Annotated in this window: 17 protein-coding genes, 1 tRNA gene and 1 pseudogene; 9 read left to right on the top strand and 10 right to left on the bottom strand. The window is 63.8% G+C overall.

Going from position 1 to position 20,190, the window contains the following annotated elements; translation table 11 throughout:
- The first annotated feature begins 2 nt into the window (after window positions 1-2).
- Window positions 3-797 carry an ectoine/hydroxyectoine ABC transporter ATP-binding protein EhuA gene (gene ehuA, locus GEV38_RS04260; RefSeq protein ID WP_075046875.1) on the top strand — a complete coding sequence of 265 codons (795 nt, stop codon included), beginning with the start codon at window positions 3-5 and terminating at the stop codon, window positions 795-797.
- A 15-nt stretch (window positions 798-812) separates the two neighbouring features.
- Here ehuA and GEV38_RS04255 read toward each other — a convergent pair whose 3' ends face one another.
- On the bottom strand, window positions 813-1,832 hold the full coding sequence (locus GEV38_RS04255; protein ID WP_024086247.1) for a transporter: 1,020 nt from the start codon (window positions 1,830-1,832) through the stop codon (window positions 813-815).
- Between the two features lie 306 nt (window positions 1,833-2,138).
- On the bottom strand, window positions 2,139-3,140 hold the full coding sequence (locus tag GEV38_RS04250; RefSeq protein ID WP_015268918.1) for a Fic family protein: 1,002 nt from the start codon (window positions 3,138-3,140) through the stop codon (window positions 2,139-2,141).
- A 179-nt stretch (window positions 3,141-3,319) separates the two neighbouring features.
- On the opposite strand from GEV38_RS04250, the gene GEV38_RS04245 reads away from it, so the two are divergent.
- The 4 genes from GEV38_RS04245 (at window position 3,320) to GEV38_RS04230 (ending at window position 8,318) form a co-directional block, all read left to right on the top strand.
- Entirely contained in the window at window positions 3,320-3,709 is a 390-nt protein-coding gene (locus GEV38_RS04245) for a nuclear transport factor 2 family protein (protein ID WP_015268917.1), read from the top strand.
- A 94-nt stretch (window positions 3,710-3,803) separates the two neighbouring features.
- Window positions 3,804-5,303, top strand: coding sequence for a cytosine permease (locus tag GEV38_RS04240; RefSeq protein WP_046616768.1), 1,500 nt, complete (start codon window positions 3,804-3,806; stop codon window positions 5,301-5,303).
- Window positions 5,304-5,316: 13 nt separating this feature from the next.
- A complete protein-coding gene (locus tag GEV38_RS04235; RefSeq protein WP_054572311.1) occupies window positions 5,317-6,747 on the top strand; it encodes an aldehyde dehydrogenase family protein in 1,431 nt (476 codons plus the stop codon).
- 353 nt (window positions 6,748-7,100) lie between these two features.
- Entirely contained in the window at window positions 7,101-8,318 is a 1,218-nt protein-coding gene (locus GEV38_RS04230) for a DUF3422 domain-containing protein (RefSeq protein ID WP_054572310.1), read from the top strand.
- A 111-nt stretch (window positions 8,319-8,429) separates the two neighbouring features.
- Here GEV38_RS04230 and GEV38_RS04225 read toward each other — a convergent pair whose 3' ends face one another.
- The 6 genes from GEV38_RS04225 to GEV38_RS04200 form a co-directional block, all read right to left on the bottom strand.
- Window positions 8,430-10,841 (bottom strand): DUF3772 domain-containing protein, encoded by a 2,412-nt coding sequence (locus GEV38_RS04225; protein WP_054572309.1) that lies wholly within the window; start codon window positions 10,839-10,841, stop codon window positions 8,430-8,432.
- Window positions 10,842-10,897: 56 nt separating this feature from the next.
- Window positions 10,898-11,950 carry a bifunctional DNA-binding transcriptional regulator/O6-methylguanine-DNA methyltransferase Ada gene (ada, locus tag GEV38_RS04220; protein WP_015268912.1) on the bottom strand — a complete coding sequence of 351 codons (1,053 nt, stop codon included), beginning with the start codon at window positions 11,948-11,950 and terminating at the stop codon, window positions 10,898-10,900.
- 147 nt (window positions 11,951-12,097) lie between these two features.
- Window positions 12,098-12,724, bottom strand: coding sequence for a DNA-3-methyladenine glycosylase (locus tag GEV38_RS04215; protein ID WP_015268911.1), 627 nt, complete (start codon window positions 12,722-12,724; stop codon window positions 12,098-12,100).
- 74 nt (window positions 12,725-12,798) lie between these two features.
- A complete protein-coding gene (locus GEV38_RS04210; protein ID WP_023661336.1) occupies window positions 12,799-13,977 on the bottom strand; it encodes an MFS transporter in 1,179 nt (392 codons plus the stop codon).
- 83 nt (window positions 13,978-14,060) lie between these two features.
- The gene (locus tag GEV38_RS04205; RefSeq protein WP_166674214.1) at window positions 14,061-14,198 is read right to left on the bottom strand and encodes a hypothetical protein; all 138 of its coding nucleotides are present in this window, start codon (window positions 14,196-14,198) and stop codon (window positions 14,061-14,063) included.
- 225 nt (window positions 14,199-14,423) lie between these two features.
- Window positions 14,424-15,638: an MFS transporter gene (locus tag GEV38_RS04200; RefSeq protein WP_023661338.1), complete on the bottom strand. Its 1,215-nt coding sequence runs from the start codon at window positions 15,636-15,638 to the stop codon at window positions 14,424-14,426.
- A gap of 181 nt (window positions 15,639-15,819) precedes the next feature.
- Between GEV38_RS04200 and GEV38_RS04195 the strand changes: the two are divergent.
- Window positions 15,820-16,392: pseudogene (locus tag GEV38_RS04195) on the top strand (FecR family protein); the annotation flags it as partial.
- A gap of 100 nt (window positions 16,393-16,492) precedes the next feature.
- A tRNA-Met gene (locus GEV38_RS04190) sits at window positions 16,493-16,569 on the top strand.
- Between the two features lie 101 nt (window positions 16,570-16,670).
- Here GEV38_RS04190 and GEV38_RS04185 read toward each other — a convergent pair.
- Window positions 16,671-17,285 carry a LysE family translocator gene (locus tag GEV38_RS04185; RefSeq protein WP_054572307.1) on the bottom strand — a complete coding sequence of 205 codons (615 nt, stop codon included), beginning with the start codon at window positions 17,283-17,285 and terminating at the stop codon, window positions 16,671-16,673.
- Between the two features lie 225 nt (window positions 17,286-17,510).
- Here GEV38_RS04185 and GEV38_RS04180 point away from each other — a divergent pair, with 225 nt between their 5' ends.
- Complete coding sequence (locus GEV38_RS04180) at window positions 17,511-18,428, top strand: LysR substrate-binding domain-containing protein (protein ID WP_054572306.1); 918 nt, start codon at window positions 17,511-17,513, stop codon at window positions 18,426-18,428.
- Here GEV38_RS04180 and GEV38_RS04175 read toward each other — a convergent pair.
- On the bottom strand, window positions 18,368-18,949 hold the full coding sequence (locus tag GEV38_RS04175; RefSeq protein ID WP_054572305.1) for a D-Ala-D-Ala carboxypeptidase family metallohydrolase: 582 nt from the start codon (window positions 18,947-18,949) through the stop codon (window positions 18,368-18,370). The two genes, GEV38_RS04180 and GEV38_RS04175, sit on opposite strands and share 61 nt — an antisense overlap.
- A gap of 67 nt (window positions 18,950-19,016) precedes the next feature.
- Between GEV38_RS04175 and GEV38_RS04170 the strand changes: the two genes are divergently transcribed.
- Entirely contained in the window at window positions 19,017-20,174 is a 1,158-nt protein-coding gene (locus tag GEV38_RS04170) for a hypothetical protein (RefSeq protein WP_054572304.1), read from the top strand.
- The last annotated feature ends 16 nt before the right edge of the window (window positions 20,175-20,190 follow it).

The following is a 20,190-nucleotide window of genomic DNA, read 5'->3' as shown; positions in this document are numbered from 1 at the left end:
ACATGCCCACACCGGCCATTGCCCAACCGATCGTCAGCTTCAAGGACGTGACCAAACGCTACGGCAGCTTCACCGTGCTCGACGGCCTCAACCTCGATGTCGCCCCCGGCGAAAAGGTGGCGATCATCGGCCCCAGCGGCTCGGGCAAGTCGACGTTGCTGCGGGTACTGATGACGCTTGAGGGCATCGACCAGGGCATGATCGAAGTCGATGGCGAATCGCTCACCCACATGCCCGGGCGCAACGGCGCGCAGCTCATCGCCAACGAGCGCCATGTACGCAAAGTGCGGGCGAAGATCGGCATGGTGTTCCAGAGCTTCAACCTGTTCCCGCACATGAGTGCCTTGCAGAACGTGATCGAAGCCCCGGTCCAGGTGTTGGGCGTGAAGCCGGCCGAGGCGCGCGAACGGGCTGCCGAGCTGCTGGAGATGGTTGGCCTGGGCAACAAGTTCGAGCATTACCCGTCGCAGTTGTCCGGTGGCCAGCAACAACGCGTGGCGATTGCCCGGGCGCTGGCGATGCGGCCCAAGGTGATGCTGTTCGACGAAGTGACCTCGGCACTGGACCCGGAACTGTGTGGCGAGGTGCTGAACGTGATCCGCCGGTTGGGCAGCGAGCACAACCTGACCATGCTGATGGTGACGCATCAGATGGGCTTTGCCAGGGAGTTCGCGGATCGGGTGTGCTTCTTCTACAAGGGGCAGATCCACGAACAGGGGACGCCGGCGCAGATCTACGAAAACCCGCAACAGGAGCGGACCCGGGCGTTCCTCAGTGCAGTGCGGGAGGCGAACTGACCGACGATCGTCGCTTCAGTACTCGCGCCGCTTGCGAAACGCCCAGCGCCCCACCAGCACGGTGAAGGTCGCCACCAGGGCCACCAGCACCCAGAAACCATGGGGGTTTTCCGCCAGCGGCACACCCCCGACGTTCATGCCGAAGAAACCGGCGATGATGTTGATGGGCAGCGCCAGCACGGTCACCACGGTCAGGGTGAACAGGGTGCGGTTGGTCTGTTCGTTGAGCTTGGCGGCGATTTCTTCCTGCAGCAGCTTGATCCGCTCACCGAGGGCGGTGAGGTCGCTGATCACCAGGGTGAACTCTTCTGTGGCCGCCCGCAGCTGGCGTATGTCCTGTTCCTGCAGCCAGTCGGGCGGCCGGTTGAGCAGGCGCAGCAGTGCCCCCGGCTCCAGCGCCAGCAGGCGCTGCAGGCGCACCAGCACCCGGCGCATGCTGCCCAGTTCGGCGCGGTTGTCGCTCAGGCGCTGGGACAGCAACTGGTCTTCGATGCGGTCGACGCTGGTGGTGGTTTCACGCACGATCTGGGTCAGCACATCGCCCTGGTCGCGCAACAGATGGACCAGCAACTCGATGGATGAATGAAAGCGCTCGCCATGCTTGACCGACGAGCGCAGCTTGTCCACCGAATGCAACGGCTGCAACCGCGCGCTCACCAGCAACTGGCTGCTGGCGCAGGCCCACAGCGTGGAGATGTCCGAGGACACCAGGCCGAAGTTGAACACCACATCGTTGACCACTGCCAGCAGCGCCGAGTCGGCGTGTTCGATACGGGTCGAGCGCGAACCTTCGCGCAGGGTTTCGAAGAAGGCTTCGGGCAACTGCAGGTGGGTGCGCAGCCAGCGTTCGCAGGCAGCGTGGGCCAGGTTCAGGTGCACCCACAGAAACTCGCCAGGTTCCAGCGGCTGGCCGAGCGTGCGTAACAACTGCGCCGAATCGATTTCGCGCCCCGGCTGGCCAGGGCGGAAGGCGAAGGCGTAGAGCAGGCCGAACAGGTCGTGGTCCTGTGGCAGATGCAGCGCGGGATGGCCCATTCGAACTCGCAATGAGGCACGGGGAGATGGCAGAAAGGTTGCTGAATATTCGTTGCAGTCAGATGACAGCTGGATAACTGAAAGCCCTTTGGGCTGCGCTGACGCGTAGAGAGCCGAATTCGCAAGCGGTCCGCATACACTGTGGGAGCGGCTTTAGCCGCGAAGAATCCAACGCGGTGCCTGGCACCGGCTGCGCCGGTGTTCGCGGCTAAAGCCGCTCCCACAGGGTCCCTGCTAATTCAATGAGTTATGTGCAGCCTTATGAGAACGGGCACGCCCGCTCCCACAGGATGCGCGGCGCGAAACCTACCTTGCAACCCGCCGATACTGCTGTTTGGGGCTCCGTGGTGATTCGGGATCGGTCATTTCGATCAACCCGGCAGCGAGTGCCGGGTGCAGGTAACTCTTGCGGAATGTGGCACGGTGCGAGAGGCCCAGCTGGTGCATCAATTCGCTGCTCTTCAAAGCAACGCCTGCAGGCAGCACATTCAAGAGACTCGCTACTTGGTCGGTTACTTGGTCGGTTACTTGGTCGGTTACTTGGTCACTGTCTTCTGCTTCGATAAGCGCCCGCAACAAGGCTTCGAGCATGAATTCGACAAATGGGGTTGCTTCAGCAGCTTGGTCGGCGGCGGCCAGGGCAGCGTAGTAAGCGTCCTGCTGCTCACGAATAACGGTTTCCACCGGCAGGTACGCCAACACCGGCCGCCACTGGCTGAGGAGAAGGGTCTGCCATAACCGTCCCATCCGCCCATTACCGTCAGCAAATGGGTGGATGAATTCAAACTCGTAGTGGAATACACAACTGGTAATCAGCGGATGCCAATCGTTGTTCGCGAGCCAGTGCAACAAATCCTGCACCAGCATCGCCACCCGGCTGGCCGGTGGCGCCATATGCAGAAGGCGAGTGCCGCGATAGATGCCCACCCCTCCACGCCGGTAGCGGCCAGCGTCATCTATAAGCCCATGCATCAGCATGCCGTGCGCAGTGAGCAGATCATCCTGGGACTCAGCGCGCCAACCAGGCATCGCATCGTAGGTCGCGAACGCGTTACGGACTTCCTGGATTTCGCGTGGCAAACCCAGAACCCGCTTGCCATCCAGCAAGGCGGTTACCTGCTCCACGCTCAAGGTGTTGTTCTCGATGGCGAGCGACGCCTGGATGGTGCGGATACGGTTGCCTCGGCGCAGCTGTGGCGTCAGCGTGCCATCACGGTAGGCAGTCAACAATCCCACTTGCTCGCTGATTTCGGCAACCAGAGCCAGAATGCGGGGGGTCACCGTCAGTGGTGGTTGGTAATTGCTCATTGCCTACAGCCCATGGGGATCAGCCGCCACCTTAATCCACAGATCAGGCGGGGGTAAAGAAAGCGCAGCCATCACTTCACAAATTCCTGAACTGATTATTTGCCCACAGCGATTTTTCCCCTCGCCAACCGCTACCAGAATCGCTTCACCACAATCACAAGAACCGTGAGGCCACTCCCGTGGACCAGACACTTCAGGTACGGCAAGCCGCCGCCGACCTCGTTGCGGCGTTCGCCAGCAACGACACCGCTCGCTATTTCGCCTGCTTCAGCGAAGACGCCACCTTCCTTTTCCACACACTGCCGCAACCGCTGCTGTCGCGCCATGCCTACGAGCAACTCTGGGCCCAGTGGCAGGCCGACGGGTTTGCCGTGCTCGCCTGCGAATCGGGCAATGCCCAGGTGAGCCTGCAAGGTGACGTGGCGATCTTCATGCATGATGTGGCCACGCACATCCGCATCGCCGGCGAAGAACACCAGTTGAGCGAGCGCGAGACCATCGTCTTCCGCCGCCACGGCGAACGGTGGCTGGCCTGCCACGAGCACCTGTCGGTCGTATCGCCGGCCTGATCATCCATTTACGCGGCCCTGCCGCCCTGCCATCGCACCCACAATAAGGCCTGCGTACTGCGCCGGCCCACAACAACCGCGCTGGAGCATCACCATGAGCCACTCGACCGGTATCGAGACCAACGGCGTCGAACAGATCCCCGACGATCAACGCGACGCCTCCCCGCTGGACCTGTTCCGCCTGATCTTCGGCGGCGCCAATACCTTCGCCACGGCCGTGCTGGGCAGCTTCCCGGTGCTGTTCGGGCTGTCGTTCCAGGCCGGCGTGTGGGCGATCCTGCTCGGCGTCGGCGTGGGCGCGCTGATCCTCGCGCCCATGGGCCTGTTCGGCGCGCTCAACGGCACCAACAACGCGGTGTCGTCTGGGGCGCACTTTGGCGTGCACGGGCGCATCGTCGGTTCGTTCCTGTCGCTGCTCACCGCGGTGGCGTTCTTTTCGCTGTCGGTGTGGAGCTCGGGCGACGCCCTGGTCGGCGGCGCCAAGCGCCTGGCCGGCCTGCCGGAAACCGACCTGACCCTGGGCCTGGCCTATGGCCTGTTCGCGGTGCTGGTGCTGGTGGTGTGCATCTTCGGCTTCCGCTTCATGCTGTGGGTCAACAAGATTGCCGTGTGGGCCTCGAGCCTGCTGTTCCTGCTGGGCATCGTTGCCTTTGCCGGGCCGTTCGACGCCGGTTATGCGGGCAGCGTAAACCTCGGCCAGGCGGGCTTCTGGGCGGCATTCGTCGGTGCGGCGATCCTGGCCATGAGCAACCCGGTGTCGTTCGGTGCATTCCTCGGCGACTGGTCGCGCTACATCCCGCGTGAAACGCCCAAGGCGCGCATCATGCTGGCGGTGATCGCGGCCCAGGGCGCGACACTGATCCCGTTCCTGTTCGGCCTGTGCACCGCCACCCTGGTGGCCACCCAGGCACCGGACTACATCGCCGCCAACAACTACGTCGGTGGCCTGCTGGCGGTGGCGCCAAGCTGGTTCTTCCTGCCGGTGTGCCTGATTGCGGTGATCGGCGGCATGTCCACCGGCACCACGGCGCTGTACGGCACCGGCCTGGACATGTCCAGCGTGTTCCCACGCCTGCTCAGCCGTGCCGGCGCCACACTGCTGATCGGCGTGCTGGCGATCGGCTTCATCTTCGTCGGCCGCTTCACCTTCAACCTGGTGCAGAGCGTGTCGACCTTCGCCGTGCTGATCATCACCTGCACCAGCCCGTGGATGGTGATCATGATCCTCGGCCTGATCACCCGCCGCGGCTTCTACCATGCCGACGATCTGCAGGTGTTCACCCGCGGCCAGCGTGGCGGCCACTACTGGTTCCTGCATGGCTGGAACTGGCGCGGCATGGGGGCGTGGATACCCAGCGCGGCGGTGGGCCTGTGCTTCGTCAACCTGCCAGGGCAGTTCGTCGGCCCACTGGGCGACCTGGCCGGCGGCATCGACCTGAGCCTGCCGGTCACCCTGGGGCTGGCCGGCGTGCTGTACCTGCTGCTGCTCAACCTGTTCCCCGAACCTGCCGGCGTGTATGGCCCCCAGGGCCCGCGTTGGGTGCGTTGCAAAAGCACCGCGCACACGCCGGTAACCACCGCCGAAATGGCCTGACTGGAAACCGACCATGACCACTTCCCACTACATTGCCGGCCGCTGGGTCGAAGGCCAGGGCAGCGACTGCATCAGCGTCAATGACCCGGCCCTTGGGCAACCCTTTGCCGAACTGAAGGCCGCCAGCGTCGCCCAGGTAGACCAGGCAGTGACCGCTGCCCGCGGCGCCCTGCCCGCCTGGAAAAACACCAGCGCCAGCGAACGCGCCGCCTACCTGCGCGGCTTTGCCGAACAACTCGGGCAGCGCCGTGAAGCGTTGATCACCTTGCAGATGCGCAACAACGGCAAGCCACGTCACGAGGCGGAAATCGACCTGGACGACGCCATCGCCACCTTCGGCTACTACGCCGAACTGGCCGAGCAACTGCCATCGAAGAACCGCGATGTGCCGTTGGCTGCGCCGGGTTTCAGCGCTCGCACCCGCCTGGAACCGGTGGGCGTGGTCGGCCTGATCGTGCCGTGGAACTTCCCGCTGGTGACCAGCGCCTGGAAGCTCGCCCCGGCCCTGGCCGCCGGTTGCACCGTGGTGCTCAAGCCATCGGAAGTCACCCCGCTGATCGAACAGGCCTACGGCCAGATCGCCGATGCCCTGGGGCTGCCGCCCGGGGTGCTGAACATCGTCAACGGCAAGGCCGAGACCGGTGCTGCGCTGAGCAGCCACAATGGCCTGGACAAGCTGTCGTTCACCGGCAGCAACAGTGTCGGCAGCCAGGTAATGCGCAGCGCTTCGGCGCAGTGCCGGCCGGTGACGCTGGAGCTGGGCGGCAAGTCGGCGATCGTGGTGTTCGATGATTGCGACGTGGGCCAGGCAGTGGAATGGATCGTCGCCGGCATTACCTGGAACGCCGGGCAGATGTGCTCGGCCACTTCGCGGCTGCTGGTGCAGGACGGCATTGCCGATGCATTGCTGCCGCGTTTGCAGGCCGCACTGGAACAGCTACGGGTCGGTAATCCATTGACCGAAGAGGTCGACATGGGGCCGCTGACCAGCCAGGCGCAGTGGCTGAAGGTGGCCGGCTACTTTGCCACGGCGCGGGAGGAAGGCCTGCAGTGCCTGGCCGGAGGCAAGGCGCTGGACCGGGAGGGCTGGTTCGTCAGCCCGACGCTGTATGCCGATGTGCCGAAAGACAGCCGCCTGTGGACCGAGGAAATCTTTGGCCCGGTGCTGTGCGCGCGTCGCTTTGCGACCGAGGAACAGGCGATTGCCGAGGCCAACGATAGCCGTTTCGGGCTGGTGGCTACGGTGTGCTCCGCCGACCTGGAGCGCGCCGAGCGGGTGGCCGATGCGCTGGAGGTTGGCCATGTGTGGATCAACTCGGTGCAGGCGGTGTTCGTCGAGACCTCGTGGGGTGGTACCAAGGGTAGCGGGATCGGGCGTGAGCTGGGGCCTTGGGGGTTGTCGGCCTACCAGTCGGTCAAGCATGTGACGCGCTGTCTGGGTTGAAATTTCCGGGGCCGCTTTGCGGCCCTTTCGCGACACAAGGCCGCTCCTACAAGAACCGCGTATGACCATGCATAACGTGCATAACGTGCAAATGACCCGGGCGCTCAACCAGTTGCTGAACCGCGAATAAGGCCTGGAATTGATGCCGGGCTCACCGGCCTCTTCGCGGGTAAACCCGCTCCCACAGGTACCGCGCTGCCCTTCAGGCCTGCGCTATCCCTGTGGGAGCGGGTTTACCCGCGAAGAGGCCGGCACAGGCGATACAAAACTTTGCGTCCGCGTGACTTTCCCCTCCCCCCGCAAAGTCCCACTTCCTGGTACCCCCACAATCACAACACCAGGCCGGACCACCCATGCACCCTCAACGCACCGCCTTGCACAACGAGCTGCACGCCCGCCCGTCACTGTATTTCGACGGCCCGGCGCATGTCTTCCACCTGGCCTTGCTCGGCGGCGATGCTGCCTGTGCGGCACTGCTGCAACGCTGCTGCCCGGATGCCCTGGACACCGCAGCCGCCCAAGGCATCACCCGCCTGGATGGCCATCCGTTCAAGTGGGAACGGCACACCGAGTTCTTCACCCTGACCCTGGTGGTGCCCTGCACTGCCGCCGATACCGAGTGGCAAACGCTGCCGCCGGTGCTGGCCGAGGCTATCGCCCCGCAAGCGGCGCAGGTGATCAACGCGGTGCAGGTGCTGGTCCGTGACGAACAGGAACTGGACCTGCCCCACTACGGTTTCAAGGACCCGTGCGGCTCCTGCGTCGGCGGTGGCGATGCGGTGGTGTGGAGCGATTTTCGCCTGACCGAGGACGGCACCAACCGCTTCCTGTTCATCAACCGTCGCCTCAATGCCTACCGACAGGGCCGCATGATCCGCCGTCTGCTGGAGATCGAGACCTACCGCATGATGGCCTCGCTGACCCTGACCACGGCCAAGGACCTGAGCCAGGAACTGGATGCCTTCGACAAGACCCTGGTCAACCTCTCGGAGCGAAGTGCCGGTGTCGATGACCATGATTCCAAAGGCTTGCTGGAAGCCATTGCCCACCTGTCACGCCAGGTGGTCAGCCGTACGGTGAAAACCCGCCACCGCTTCGGCGCCACGCAAGCCTATGCGCAACTGGTGTTCGAACGCCTGGGCGAGCTGCGGGAAAGCCATGTGGGCGACTGCCAGCGCCTGGGGGTTTTCATCGAACGCCGGTTCAAGCCGACCGTGCGCTACTGCGCGGCCACCGAGCAGCGCCTGGAGCAGCTGGCAAAGAATGTGGCCAACCTGGGCGACCTGTTGCAGGCGCGGGTACAGGTGGAAATGGAAGAGCAGAACGCCGAGATCCTGCGCAGCCTCAATGCCCGGGCTGATGCCCAGGTGAAGATTCAACGGGCGGTGGAGGGGCTGTCGATCATTGCCATCACCTACTACCTGCTGAACTTGTTCAAGCTGCTGTATGGCGGGCTGAATGTGCTGGGGTTGGGGCTGACGGCGCGGGATGGGCTGTTGGCCATGGCGCCGCCTGTGCTGTTGGTGTTGCTGGTGATTTTGCTGAGGATCAGGCAGGCCAAGCAGCATTGAGGCAGGGGGCTGCCTTGCAGCCCAATCGCCGGCAAGCCAGCTCCCACAAGGACCGCGTCGACTTCAAGCCATACGCAGTACCTGTGGGAGCTGGCTTGCCGGCGATTGGCTTCACACCGACTCGTCAGCCGAGCGAGCGCCCTCCTGCACCAACACCATGCTCTGCGGCGACGACAGGGGGATGCCCTCGTCACGCAGGCGCCCAAGGATGGTGAACAACAGGTCACTGCGCGTACCGGACACCTGCCGCGGCCCCGCCACGTAACCACTCACACCTATCACCATGCCGCTGCTGGTCAGGTCCTTGAAAGTGACCGAGGTAGCCGGCGCATCCAGAATCGCCTCGTGCTCCTGGTAAGCCGCCAGCAGCAGTTCACGCACGCGGTTGGCATCGGTCTCCAGCGGCATGGTCAGGGTAATGCCGACCACGCCCAGGGCGTTGCCCATGGTCACGTTACGCACGTTCTGAGAGATGAACTGCGAGTTGGGCACGATAACCGTCGAGCGGTCGGACATCTGGATCTCGGTGGCGCGCACGTTGATACGGCGAATGTCGCCCTCGACACCCGCCAGGCTGACCCAGTCGCCCACCTTGACCGGGCGCTCGGTCAGCAGGATCAGGCCGGAAATGAAGTTCTGCACGATCTGCTGCAAGCCGAAACCGATACCCACCGACAGGGCACTGACCACCCAGGTCAGGCTGGTGAGGTTGATGCGCAGGGTCGACATCACCAGCATGGCCAGGAAGATGAAGCCCAGGTAACCCACCAGAGTCACCAGCGAGGCACGCATGCCGGCGTCCATGTCGGTTTCCGGTAGCAGGCGATCGCTCAGCCAGCGCTTGACCACGCGGATGGCGAACAGGCCGCCGAGGAACATCACCACTGCCAACAGAATGTCCTGGGGGACAATGTTCATGTTGCCCAGCAGCTTGCCGCCGGTCTCGTCCCAATCACCCAGGCTCAACAGCAGTTCGCTGGGGCTGGTGCCCGACGGCATCAGTGCCAGCAACAACGCCAGGAACAGCACCACGGTGCGGCCGATACCGGCCAGGATCGTGCTGGCCTGGGCCTGGTGACGTGGCGCCAGGCCCAGGGTCGAGGCCAGCGCCAGGCCGCCGGGCTGGCGGGGCGACAGCAAGGTTTCGCAGAGGTCGCCAAAGAACGTGGTCAGCAGGTAGGCACAGGTAATCACCAGGCTGACCCACAGCAGCTTGGCGGTGAGGAAGTAGGCGAGTGTCAGGTAACCGGCGAGCAAGGCCAGCAGGATCAACGTAAGCCAGATCACCATCACGAACGGGATCAGCCCGGCCAGGCCTGTGGGGCGCTCCAGGTCATGCTTGCGCAGGGTGCGGCGGTAACGCAGCAGCGCACCGGCGAAGGTGAACGCCACTACCAGCGCGGTCAGGCCGTTGACCGCCACGGTCAGCGCCAGGCTGGCACCGATCACGCTGTTGATGCGTTCCATGGTCATCATGACCATCAGCGCCAACGCCAGCACCTTGGGGAACCAGCCCAGGGCGCTGGCCACTTCATCGTGAATAGGTGGCAGGCGCCAGGACGGGCGCTGCAGCATCAGCATGGCGCGGCCCAGGCCGGTGATGAAGGCACTGAACACCACCAGGGCAAGTACATGATTGGCCAGGCTGGCGATATCGGCGCCCAACTCGGCGCTGCTCTCCAGCCCCCAACGCAGCAGCGAGACCGAGCCGGCGATGGTGCCCAAGGTTGCCAGGCTGACACCCAGCGCCAGCGCACTGCGGCGCAGGCGGCCTTCGGGCAGCCAGCTGACCATGGCGCCGGCGAGAAGGCGCTCGAGCACGCGGCGCACCAAGGTCCAGACCAGGATTGCCGCTACCAGGCTGGTAATGAACAGCCAGCGATTTTCAGCGCTGAAGGCACTGCTGATGGCATCAGCCGTCTCACCACGCAGGTCACGCAGGCGTGCCACATCGTCCTGGGTGGGGCGAATGATGCTCTGCCAGAACGCCGGGCTCAGCGGTGAGGCCGCGCGGCTGGTGATCTGCGAGTTGAACTGGCTGCGGCGCAGGTTGACGATTTGCGTGGACAAGTCGCGCGCCGACTGGGTCAGCTTGGAGGCCTGATCCCGCTGCGCCACCAAGGCCTTCTTCTCGGCCTCCAGCGCTTTACGCTGCTGGGTCAGGGTAGCCGCCTCGTCCGGCTGGACCGGGCCGATGACCTTGAGCTTGTCGTCGACTTTTTCAACATCAGTGGTGCGCAGGGCAGTCAACGCGTCGGCCTGACGCTGCACCTGCATTGCGCCCAGGCGCAACTGCGAAAGCAGATCATCATTGGCGTCGCTGGTAACGCCCTGGCGTATCTGGTCCAGCCGCTCGCTCAACTGCTCGATGCTGGCGTTTTCATCCAGCACGTCCGCTTCGGCAACCGCCAGATTGGACAATGGCGTGGCCGGGGCCGACCAGGCCGGGCTGGCAATGGCAAGCATCAGGGCCATGAAAACCATCAGGCCTGGACAATAACGGGCAAGGCTGACACGCCTCATCGAATATTCCTCTTTACAATTCGATTTGGCGGTGGATTCTACGCGGCTTCACGCGATCAGGAGAGTGCCGTTTCTCGTTTGAGCAACTGCTGTTTGCGCTCGATGCCCCAGCGGTAGCCACTGATGTCGCCGTCGCGGCGGACCACCCGATGACAGGGGATGGCCACGGCGATGTGGTTGGCCGCGCAGGCCATGGCCACCGCACGCACCGCCTTGGGCGCGCCGATGCGCTCGGCGATGTCGGTGTAGCTGACCCGGCTGCCGGCCGGCACCTCGCGCAGGGCTTGCCACACCCGCTCCTGGAACGCAGTGCCTTGCACATCCAGTGGCAGGGCCAGGCCCAGCGCGGGTGCTTCGACGAATCCCACCACCTCGGCGACCAACCGTTCGTAAGCACTGTCGCCGCCGACCAGGTGGGCCTTGGGGAACTGGTCCTGCAGATCGTGCAGCAGGGCCTCGGGATCGTCGCCCAGCAGGATCGCGCAAATGCCCTTCTCGCTCTGGGCCACCAGGATGGCACCCAAGGAGCATTGGCCAAGGGCGAAGTGGATGGTTGCCCCGGCGCCGCCGGCGCGGTATTGCCGCGGACGCATGCCCAGGCGCTGGTCGGCGCTTTCGTAGAAGCGGCTGTTGGAGTTGTAGCCGGCGTCATAGATGGCATCGGTGACAGAGCGCTGGCCATCTTCCAGGTGGGCGCGCAGGCGCCGGGCACGGAAAGCGGTGGCATAGGCCTTGGGGGTCAGACCGGTTTCGGCCTTGAACAGGCGATGCAGGTGAAAAGGGCTGACGGCCAGTTGGGCGCTGAGTTGGTCGAGGCTGGGTGCCGGGTCGATGGCTTCGATCAGGCGGCAGGCGCGGGTGACCAGCTGGCTGTGGCGGGTGGCGCTGGTGGTGGCGGTGCAACGTTTGCAGGCGCGGTAGCCGGCGGTTTCGGCGGCAGCTGGGGTGTCGTAGAACTCGACGTTGGTTCGCTTGGCAAGACGCGATTTGCAGCCGGGGTGGCAGTAGATGCCGGTGGTGCGCACGGCGTAGACGAAGTGGCCGGTGGCGGCGGTTTCGCGGGATTCTACGGCTTGCCAGCGTTGGTCGGGGGTGGTGTAGGGGTTCATTGGTAAATGTCCAGATAGGTTGTTGCCTGTGCCGGCCTCTTCGCGGGCCTGCCCGCTCCCACAGGTACTGCATAGCCTTTCAAGGCTGTGGAATCCTTGTGGGAGCGGGCTTGCCCGCGAAAGGGCCGGCACAGGCAGTGCAAAACCTCAGGCCCGCCACAGGTACCAGGCCGCCACGGTGCGGTATGGGCGCCAGCCGCCACCCAGCGAACGCATTTGCGCCGGCGTCGGCGCCTTGTCCAGCCCCTTCAGCCGCCGATAACCCTCGCGCACGCCAAAATCGTCGACCGGCAGAACGTCCGAACGCGCCAGGCTGTAGATCAGCAACATCTCCACCGTCCACCGCCCTACCCCGCGCAATGCCACCAGCCGTTCGATCAACGCCTCGTCAGCCATGGCCAGTGCCTCTTCCCGGCTCGGCACCAGGCCATCCAGCCGGCCTTGGGCAATACCCTGGATCGTCGCCATCTTGCTCGCGGAAAAACCACAGGCGCGCATGGTTTGCGGTGCAACCGCCAGCAACTGTTCCGGCCCAGGGAAACTGGCCTCCGGAAACAGCGCCAAAAGCCGCCCCAGAATTGCCTCGGCAGCACGGGCATGCAACTGCTGGTAGGCAATCGCTCGCACCAGCACTTCGTAAGGTTCACGCCCCGGCGTGGCCTGGTGCAGGCAAGGCCCGGTCGCCTCGATATGCCGCGACCAGTCCGGGTCGAGCGCCGCAAGGTATTCAGTGGCCTCACGGTAGGCTTCAGGCGATAGGTCGGACAGGATCATGGCACCTCCAACGGGTCGATTGCAGGCCCAGCTTAACGCAGCCGTTCATCGGACAAACGCCGATTCTTGCGCGGCTAATTCCTGGCAGGGTATTGCTCGGCACCATCGCCCCGCAACCGCACCGTGCGCCGGTAAGACTGCCGGGCAAAGCACACGAACAACCCGGCCATCAGCGCCAGCGCGATGGGCAGACCATGCGGCGCCACATCCATCGCCGCACCGCTGACCAGCGGCCCGACCAGGCTACCCACACCCCACAGCAAGCCCACGCTGGCATTGGCGGTAACCAGGTCCTGCCCCTTGAAGCGCTGCCCGATCAGTACCAGCGCCAGGGTATAGATGCCGCCTGCCACGGCGCCCAGCAGCACCAGCAGCGGCCATAGCAACCAGGTCAGGTTCAGCAGCCAGGGCAGGCCGATACCGATCGCCATCGCCAGCAGCCCGCATACCAGGTGCAGCCCGGTGCGCTCCACCCGGTCGGCCAACCAGCCAAGCGGCAACTGGAACAACATGTCACCGGCAAACACGACGGTCACCATCAGCGCCGCCACGCCCACGGCAAAGCCATGGCTGGTGGCATACACCGGCAGCAGCGACAGCACCACGGCATCGAAGAACGAGAAGAACAGCACCGCCACGCATAACGCCGGCGCCACACGGAAGAAGCCGGCCAGGCCGAAGCTCTTTTCACCTTCTTCATGTTCCACATGGTCGTTGGGTACGGTCAGCACGATGCACAGCAGCGCCAGGCCATAGCAGGCGGTGACCACACCGGTGATCCACGGGCTGTCGGCGCCCAGCACCGCCAGCATGGCCGGGCCGAGCACCTGGAAGCCGGTAAAGCTGGTGGCGTACAGGGCCATGATCTTGCCGCGGTTGTGCTCCGGGCACAGTTCGTTGACCCACGACTCGCCGAGGATGATGGCGATACCCATGCCCAGCCCCAGGCCCAGGCGCAACAGCGCCAGCTGCCACAGCGAACCGAACGCCGACTCGAGCAAGGCAATGCTGAGCGTGCACAGGCTGAAGCACAGCAGGTAGATGGTGCGCCGGGTCAGGTGGCGACAGCAGGCGTCGACCAGGAACGCCGAGAGCATCATGCCCGCAGCGGGGATGGCCGAGATGATGCCGATTTCCAGGGTGCTCGCACCGGCTTCATGCAGGCGCAACGACACCAGCGGCAGGCTGGCCCCCAAACTGAAACCCACGACCGAAACGGCGAACAACAGGCCCGCCAGCAAACGCATGTTCATGTACCACTCCTTGCAAACCGAAAAGACGTGCAGACACAGGCGCGCACGCCAGGGCGGCGAGCGACGCGAAAGCGCAGATCAGTTCAGGCGAGGTGTGGCGAGAAGGTGAAGGCAAAAAGCACGCTGCGGCGACGCTTGAGCACCGTGTCGCTCGGCCACGCACGACGCAGGGCCTGGAAGGCAGGCTGGCGGGCGTTTGGCAGGGACTGGGTACGGCACATTGCTTTGACTACTACGCAGGTGGTTGAAGAAAGGGCGGACTCTAGGCCAAGGGTGGTCAAGTCGTCAAATTTCGGAGAGCAACCGCCTTGCATGCTCTCCAGACCTGCGCGGGCCCTTGTAGGAGCAGCCTTGTGCTGCGAAGAGGCCGGCAAGACAACAAATTGTCTTCGGCAGTAATGGCCTCTTCGCAGCACAAGGCTGCTCCTACAGGTTCTGTGCATCTTTCAGCGCTTGCCGGTACTCGGCAAGAACACCGCCAGCAACCCGAACAACGGCAGGAACGAACACACCTCGTATACGTACTCGATGCCACGCAGGTCCGCCACATACCCCAGCAAGGCCGCACCGATGCCACCAAAGCCGAACATCAGCCCGAAGAAGATCCCGGCAATCATGCCCACGCTGCCCGGTACCAGCTCCTGCGCATACACCACGATCGCGGAAAACGCCGAAGCCAGGATAAAGCCGATCACCACGCTCAACACGGTGGTCCAGAACAGATCGGCATACGGCAACACCAGGGTGAACGGCGCCACGCCGAGGATCGAGAACCAGATCACGGCCTTGCGCCCGATGCGGTCACCGATCGGCCCGCCAAAGAAGGTACCCGCCGCCACCGCACCAAGGAACAGGAACAGGTGCAGCTGCGAGCTGGCCACCGACACATCGAACTTCTCGATCAGGTAGAAGGTGAAATAGCTGGTAAAGCTGGCCATGTAGAAGTACTTGGAGAACACCAGCAGGCCCAGCACGATCAGCGCCGCCACCACCCGCCCGCGGGAAATGCCGTGGGTCGCCTGCACAGCCTTGCGCGCCTTGGCCTGGTTGAGGTGCTCCTTGTACCAGCCACGCAGCATCAGGGTGACGCCGAGAAAGAACAGCGCAGCCAGGCCGAACCAGGCCACGTGGCTCTGGCCGAACGGAATGACAATGGCTGCCGCCAGCAGCGGCCCCAAAGCCGACCCGGTGTTGCCACCGACCTGGAAGGTCGACTGGGCCAGGCCGAAGCGCCCGCCCGATGCCAGGCGCGCAATACGCGAGGTTTCCGGGTGGAAGGTCGACGAGCCGATACCCACCAGGGCCGAGGCCAGCAGAATCATCGGGAAGCTGCCGACGAAGGCCAGCATCACGATACCCACCAGGGTACACAGGGTGCCCAGTGGCAGCAGGTTCGGTGCCGGTCGGCGATCGGTAAAGAAACCGACCCAAGGCTGCAGCAGCGAGGCGGTGATCTGGAACGTCAGGGTGATCATGCCGATCTGGGCGAAACTCAGGTCGTAGTTGGCCTTGAGCATCGGGTAGATCGCCGGCAGCACAGACTGGATCAGGTCATTGATCAGGTGCGCCAGGGCGCAGAAACCGATTATGCGCATCACCAGCGGCGTGGCTTGGCTCGCCGCTGCACTGGTGGGCGCCGTGGAGGCGCTACTGATAGCCATGTGCCTGAATCTCCGTCCGTAGTTTGGGATCCGATTATCGGAAAACAAATAGATACATAGCTACCTTTTATTTCCTTTGTCCGCGACACACTTGAAAATGGTTATCAATATAATTAGCATCCTTGGCCAAATACCCGTCATCGTTGGGCGAAACGGCCCTAATCGCGAGCACACCAACCCCATGAGCCCAATGCCCGTTCGCGTCCGTCCACGGCAGATCAACGCGCACCGCAGCCATCTGGGCAAATGGCTGGCGCTATTGGTCCTCCTGGGGCTGGCCGCTACCGCCTACCTGTACTGGCCGCTGATACAGCGCCTGGGCAGCGAATTGCATACCGATGCAGGTGAGCGCCGTAGCATCCGCCTGGCCGATGGCACCACCCTGCACCTGGGCAGCGCCAGTGCGATGAACGCCGACCTGCGTGGCCGCACGCGCCAACTGCACCTGGTGCAGGGCCGGGTATACCTGGAAGTGATGCTCGACGGCAGGGCCATGGAGATAGCAGTGGGCGACGCGCGCATCCAGGTGTTCGGTACCCGCCTGCAGGTCGCCCGCCATGCAGGCCATGACGAACTGGTGGTACTCAGTGGCAAGGCCATGGTTATCCAAGGCAGCGAACAGCGCATGGTATCGATGGGTGAGCGGGTAACCTTCGATGGCGCGCATATCGGCCCGGTACGGAAAGCCGACCTCAAGGCCGCCGATGGCTGGCGCAGCGGGCAGTTGAAAGCCGGTGACATGCCGTTGGGCAAGGCAGAACCCGGGCCTGGCCGCTAAGTTTTTGAAAGCGTGCAAATTTTTTTTGAAATGAGTGTTGACAGGGGGGCCGTTCAAGAGAATAATGCGCGCCATCGGCTACATAGCTCAGTTGGTTAGAGCATAGCATTCATAATGCTGGGGTCCGGGGTTCAAGTCCCTGTGTAGCCACCAAACAAGACGAAGGGCTTACCGCAAGGTAAGCCCTTTTTCTTTGCCTGCGGAAAATTACCACAGGCCTGCACCCTTCCCGCACAGGGCATGCAATTGCCACCTCAACGCATTCCAGTCACCGCCACGGCCAGGCCCAACCCGATCAGCGCCAGGCCGATTACCCGGTCCACCAGCCTTTGCCGCTCGATCATCGCCTTGCGCAATGCCGTACTGGAAAAAAATACCGCCACCAGGCTGAACCACAGCCAGTGGGCAACGGACATGAAAGCACCGTAGGCAAAATCCAGCACCAACGAGCCGCCCGGTTGCACCACCTGGGTGAAGGCACTGATCACGAACAGCATGGTCTTGGGGTTGAGGGCGTTGGTCAGAAAGCCCGTGCGCAGGGCCTGCGTTACGCTGGTGGCTGATGCGGCAACCCCGTCGAGGCTGATACGCCGGGTGTTGGTCAGCGACTGGAAACCCAGGTAGACCAGGTAACCCGCACCCAGCACTTTCATGCCCAGGAACAGGGTCGGGCTCTGGCTGATGATCACCGCGATGCCCAGCACCGTGTACAGGACGTGCACCTGCACCCCCAGGGCAATCCCTACGGCAACAGCCAGCCCGGCCTTACGGCCCTGTGCATAACTGCTGCGGGTGACCATGGCGAAGTCGGCACCGGGGCTGATGACGGCGAGCAGGGTGAACAGGGCGACGGCAATGAGTTCGGTCATGCTGGTGGCTCTCGATAGACGATGGAAATGCACAGACCAGGTCATTATCGAGAGCTTATAGCCCAGCAAAAATCGATTTATAGTGAGGTAAATCTGATAGCTTTCCTCACAGATATCTAGAGCCTGTGTCGGCCTCTTCGCGGGTAAACCCGCTCCTACAGGGGCGGCGCATCGCCTGTGCGCGGGTTTACCCGCGAGAGGCCGGCACAGACAAACAGGAATGCCATGAAACTGCCGCCACTCAACGCCTTCCGCTACTTCGACATAGCCGCCCAGACCGAGAGCTTCGTGCGCGCCGCCGAGCACCTGCATGTCACCCATGGCGCAGTCAGCCGCCAGGTGCGTCTGCTTGAAGAAAGCCTTGGTGTGGAGTTGTTCGAGCGCCGCAACCGGGCCATTTTCCTCACCCCTGCCGGCCGTGCCTTGCAGGGCACCACCCAGGCGATCTTCGAGCAGCTCGAAGGCGCCGTGCAGCGTTTGCAACAACAGGCCCGCGACAACGTACTGGTGCTGTCGTGCGAGCCGACCATCGCCATGCGCTGGCTGATCCCGCGCCTGCCCCGCTTCCACGCCGCCCATCCCGACCTGCAGTTGCACCTGGTGGCCGCTGGCGGGCCATTGGACTTCGCACGTAGTGGTGTCGACCTGGCAATTCGCCGCGATGACTTCCACTGGGACAAACAGCTGTACAACCAGAAGATCTGCGACGAATGGATCGGCCCGGTCTGCCACCCCACCGCCCCCCTCCAACTCGAAGGCCAGCGCTTGCTGCACAGCGCCACCCGCCCCGGCGCCTGGCCCAACTGGCTGCGCCTGAGCGGCCAACAGGTCCGGCACACCGAGCGCAGCGACTACCAGCACTTCTACCTGTCGATTCAGGCCGCCAGCGCCGGCTTGGGCCTGGCCATGGCCTCAGCCCTCATGGTGCGCGACGAACTCGACAATGGGCAATTGCAGGCACCGTTCGGCTTCGTGCGTGACGGCTCGGCCTACCACCTGCTCAGCCCCTTGCCGCTGGAAGACGACGGCAAGCGCCAGCGCTTCGCCACGTGGGTGATGGGCGAATGCCGGAGCTGCCTGGCTCATCTGGGCTTGATACAGAACGACGACCCCGCACGGCCGTCACCCCCCCAGGTACGGTAACCCGCGGTATCCACATGAATACGCCCGGAGGGGTAGCGCCCCAGGCCCATGTTCCAGGCCTGGCCGTATTGCTGCCAGAACCGGCACAGCGGGTTGGGGTCCGCCCAGTCGGGCAGCAGGATATCGACAGCGAACGCCCGGGTATGGGCGCTGTTGGCCGCGCCGCCGGCGCAGGCATTCAGGCGCGGGGCTCGATAGGCTGAAACCACTTCGAACTGACGCAGGATGCCCTGGTCATGAAGCGTCTTTATCAGCGAGAGCGTCGAACGCACTGCCGGCCAGTTGCTGGCGGGCGGCACGGCGAAGGGGGACGCGTGGCACTGCTTCCAGTCCGAAGCCGAACGCAGCAACTGAAGGATCGGCACCACGCCATAAAGACGGGCATCCACAAGCATCTCGCGAAATGGCCGTGTCTGATGGTCCCCGGCCCATTGCGCGAACAACCAGATATCACGCTCATCGGCCTGCGCTCCTGCACCCAACATGCCCAGCACCAGCGGCAGCCATCCAGCCCTTTTCATCCCTGCTCCCCTTGCCACAGTATGTGCCACGCTGCCGAATACGGTTGCGCCCAACAAGGAGTTAAGCATGCACAAGATGGCATTACCGAGCCTTGCCGCCCTGGCCTTCAGCGGCCTTGCAGCCGCCGATGCGCGAATCGACCTGGGCGACGCCCAGCGCGTCACCCGCCTGTTCGCCTTCCCCAACAACTGTCACGTGATCTGTTATCGCGACTGGACCCTGGAGCAAACCGTAGAACACTATCTGACTCAGAGCGTACGCCGCGACGGCCATGCCGCGGCCCAGGTGCATGTAAGCCGCGACAACGATCGCCTGCACGCAACCATCAGTGGCGTACCCGCCAACTATGCAAAACCCCTGCGCAAGCTGCTCGACAGCGGTGAACTGGCCTATCAGGCGGCCACCCGGCTGAACGAGGACGGCAAATGGTCCTACGACTGGTATCTGTTCCTGCCGCTGGGCATGGCCCTGCAGAACCGCCGCAGCATCGAACTGCTGCACTTCCCGCCGGACTACTCGCTGACCCAGGCTCAGGACTACCTGCGCTCCAACACCACCGACCGCTGGGCCGAGCTGTTGACATTCAATGGCGTCGACGCCAGCCAGACCCCGGCCTACCAGACCATCATCGATATCGCTCCCATCGCCGCACCCGCCAGTGCGGGTGAAACGCTGAAGGAAACCTACAGCTACTTCAAGGACTACCAGGTGCGCATGGTCAGCGAGATGACCCTGCAAAACCCCGCCAGGCCTCTGCCGATGGTGGCATTCGGCGCGCCGGTACGCAGCTGGATCCAGCAGCAGTACGGGCCGCAGGTGAATGTGCTGGGCCTGGTCAGCATCAGCCCGCAGGCAGGTGCCAAGGTACCGGTACTGGGTGCCAACCACCCTAGTGCCATCTGGTATGCGGCAGACAAGGACAGCCACGGCGGCAACCAGGATGCAGCTGATGCTGCCGGCTTGAAAATGATGGGGCAGGACCTGACGGCAGCCTGCTGGCAGGCAGGGATGGGGCGCAATCAACGGGCCGATGCCAAGCTGACGCTGGATGCCTGCTCGACCAAGTGGCAGGTTACACAGAAGAAACAGACCTGCGAGCTGTTCTTCCGCACCATTCGCAAGTACACGCCGGAGCAGGCGGCGGCAAAATGCAATACCGGCAGCGTGACCAGAAGCCTGCGCGACCTGGCCAAGCCGATGGAGGCTCAGCCACAGGACCTGTGATTGAAGCCCGCCCTGC

This window comes from Pseudomonas sp. 13159349 (assembly GCF_013305685.1).
GTDB classification, from domain to species: Bacteria; Pseudomonadota; Gammaproteobacteria; order Pseudomonadales; family Pseudomonadaceae; genus Aquipseudomonas; species Aquipseudomonas asiatica.
Note: the sequence above shows the minus strand (reverse complement) of the source record. Positions and strands in the feature narration are given on the sequence as shown.

Bases quoted from the DNA above. Each gene is read 5' to 3' on its own strand.
- ehuA (WP_075046875.1), top strand. From the start codon at position 3: ATGCCCACACCGGCCATTGCCCAACCGATCGTCAGCTTCAAGGACGTG.
- GEV38_RS04255 (WP_024086247.1), bottom strand. From the start codon at position 1,832: ATGGGCCATCCCGCGCTGCATCTGCCACAGGACCACGACCTGTTCGGC.
- GEV38_RS04250 (WP_015268918.1), bottom strand. From the start codon at position 3,140: ATGAGCAATTACCAACCACCACTGACGGTGACCCCCCGCATTCTGGCT.
- GEV38_RS04240 (WP_046616768.1), top strand. From the start codon at position 3,804: ATGAGCCACTCGACCGGTATCGAGACCAACGGCGTCGAACAGATCCCC.
- GEV38_RS04235 (WP_054572311.1), top strand. From the start codon at position 5,317: ATGACCACTTCCCACTACATTGCCGGCCGCTGGGTCGAAGGCCAGGGC.
- GEV38_RS04230 (WP_054572310.1), top strand. From the start codon at position 7,101: ATGCACCCTCAACGCACCGCCTTGCACAACGAGCTGCACGCCCGCCCG.
- GEV38_RS04225 (WP_054572309.1), bottom strand. From the start codon at position 10,841: ATGAGGCGTGTCAGCCTTGCCCGTTATTGTCCAGGCCTGATGGTTTTC.
- ada (WP_015268912.1), bottom strand. From the start codon at position 11,950: ATGAACCCCTACACCACCCCCGACCAACGCTGGCAAGCCGTAGAATCC.
- GEV38_RS04215 (WP_015268911.1), bottom strand. From the start codon at position 12,724: ATGATCCTGTCCGACCTATCGCCTGAAGCCTACCGTGAGGCCACTGAA.
- GEV38_RS04210 (WP_023661336.1), bottom strand. From the start codon at position 13,977: ATGAACATGCGTTTGCTGGCGGGCCTGTTGTTCGCCGTTTCGGTCGTG.
- GEV38_RS04205 (WP_166674214.1), bottom strand. From the start codon at position 14,198: ATGTGCCGTACCCAGTCCCTGCCAAACGCCCGCCAGCCTGCCTTCCAG.
- GEV38_RS04200 (WP_023661338.1), bottom strand. From the start codon at position 15,638: ATGGCTATCAGTAGCGCCTCCACGGCGCCCACCAGTGCAGCGGCGAGC.
- GEV38_RS04185 (WP_054572307.1), bottom strand. From the start codon at position 17,285: ATGACCGAACTCATTGCCGTCGCCCTGTTCACCCTGCTCGCCGTCATC.
- GEV38_RS04180 (WP_054572306.1), top strand. From the start codon at position 17,511: ATGAAACTGCCGCCACTCAACGCCTTCCGCTACTTCGACATAGCCGCC.
- GEV38_RS04175 (WP_054572305.1), bottom strand. From the start codon at position 18,949: ATGAAAAGGGCTGGATGGCTGCCGCTGGTGCTGGGCATGTTGGGTGCA.
- GEV38_RS04170 (WP_054572304.1), top strand. From the start codon at position 19,017: ATGCACAAGATGGCATTACCGAGCCTTGCCGCCCTGGCCTTCAGCGGC.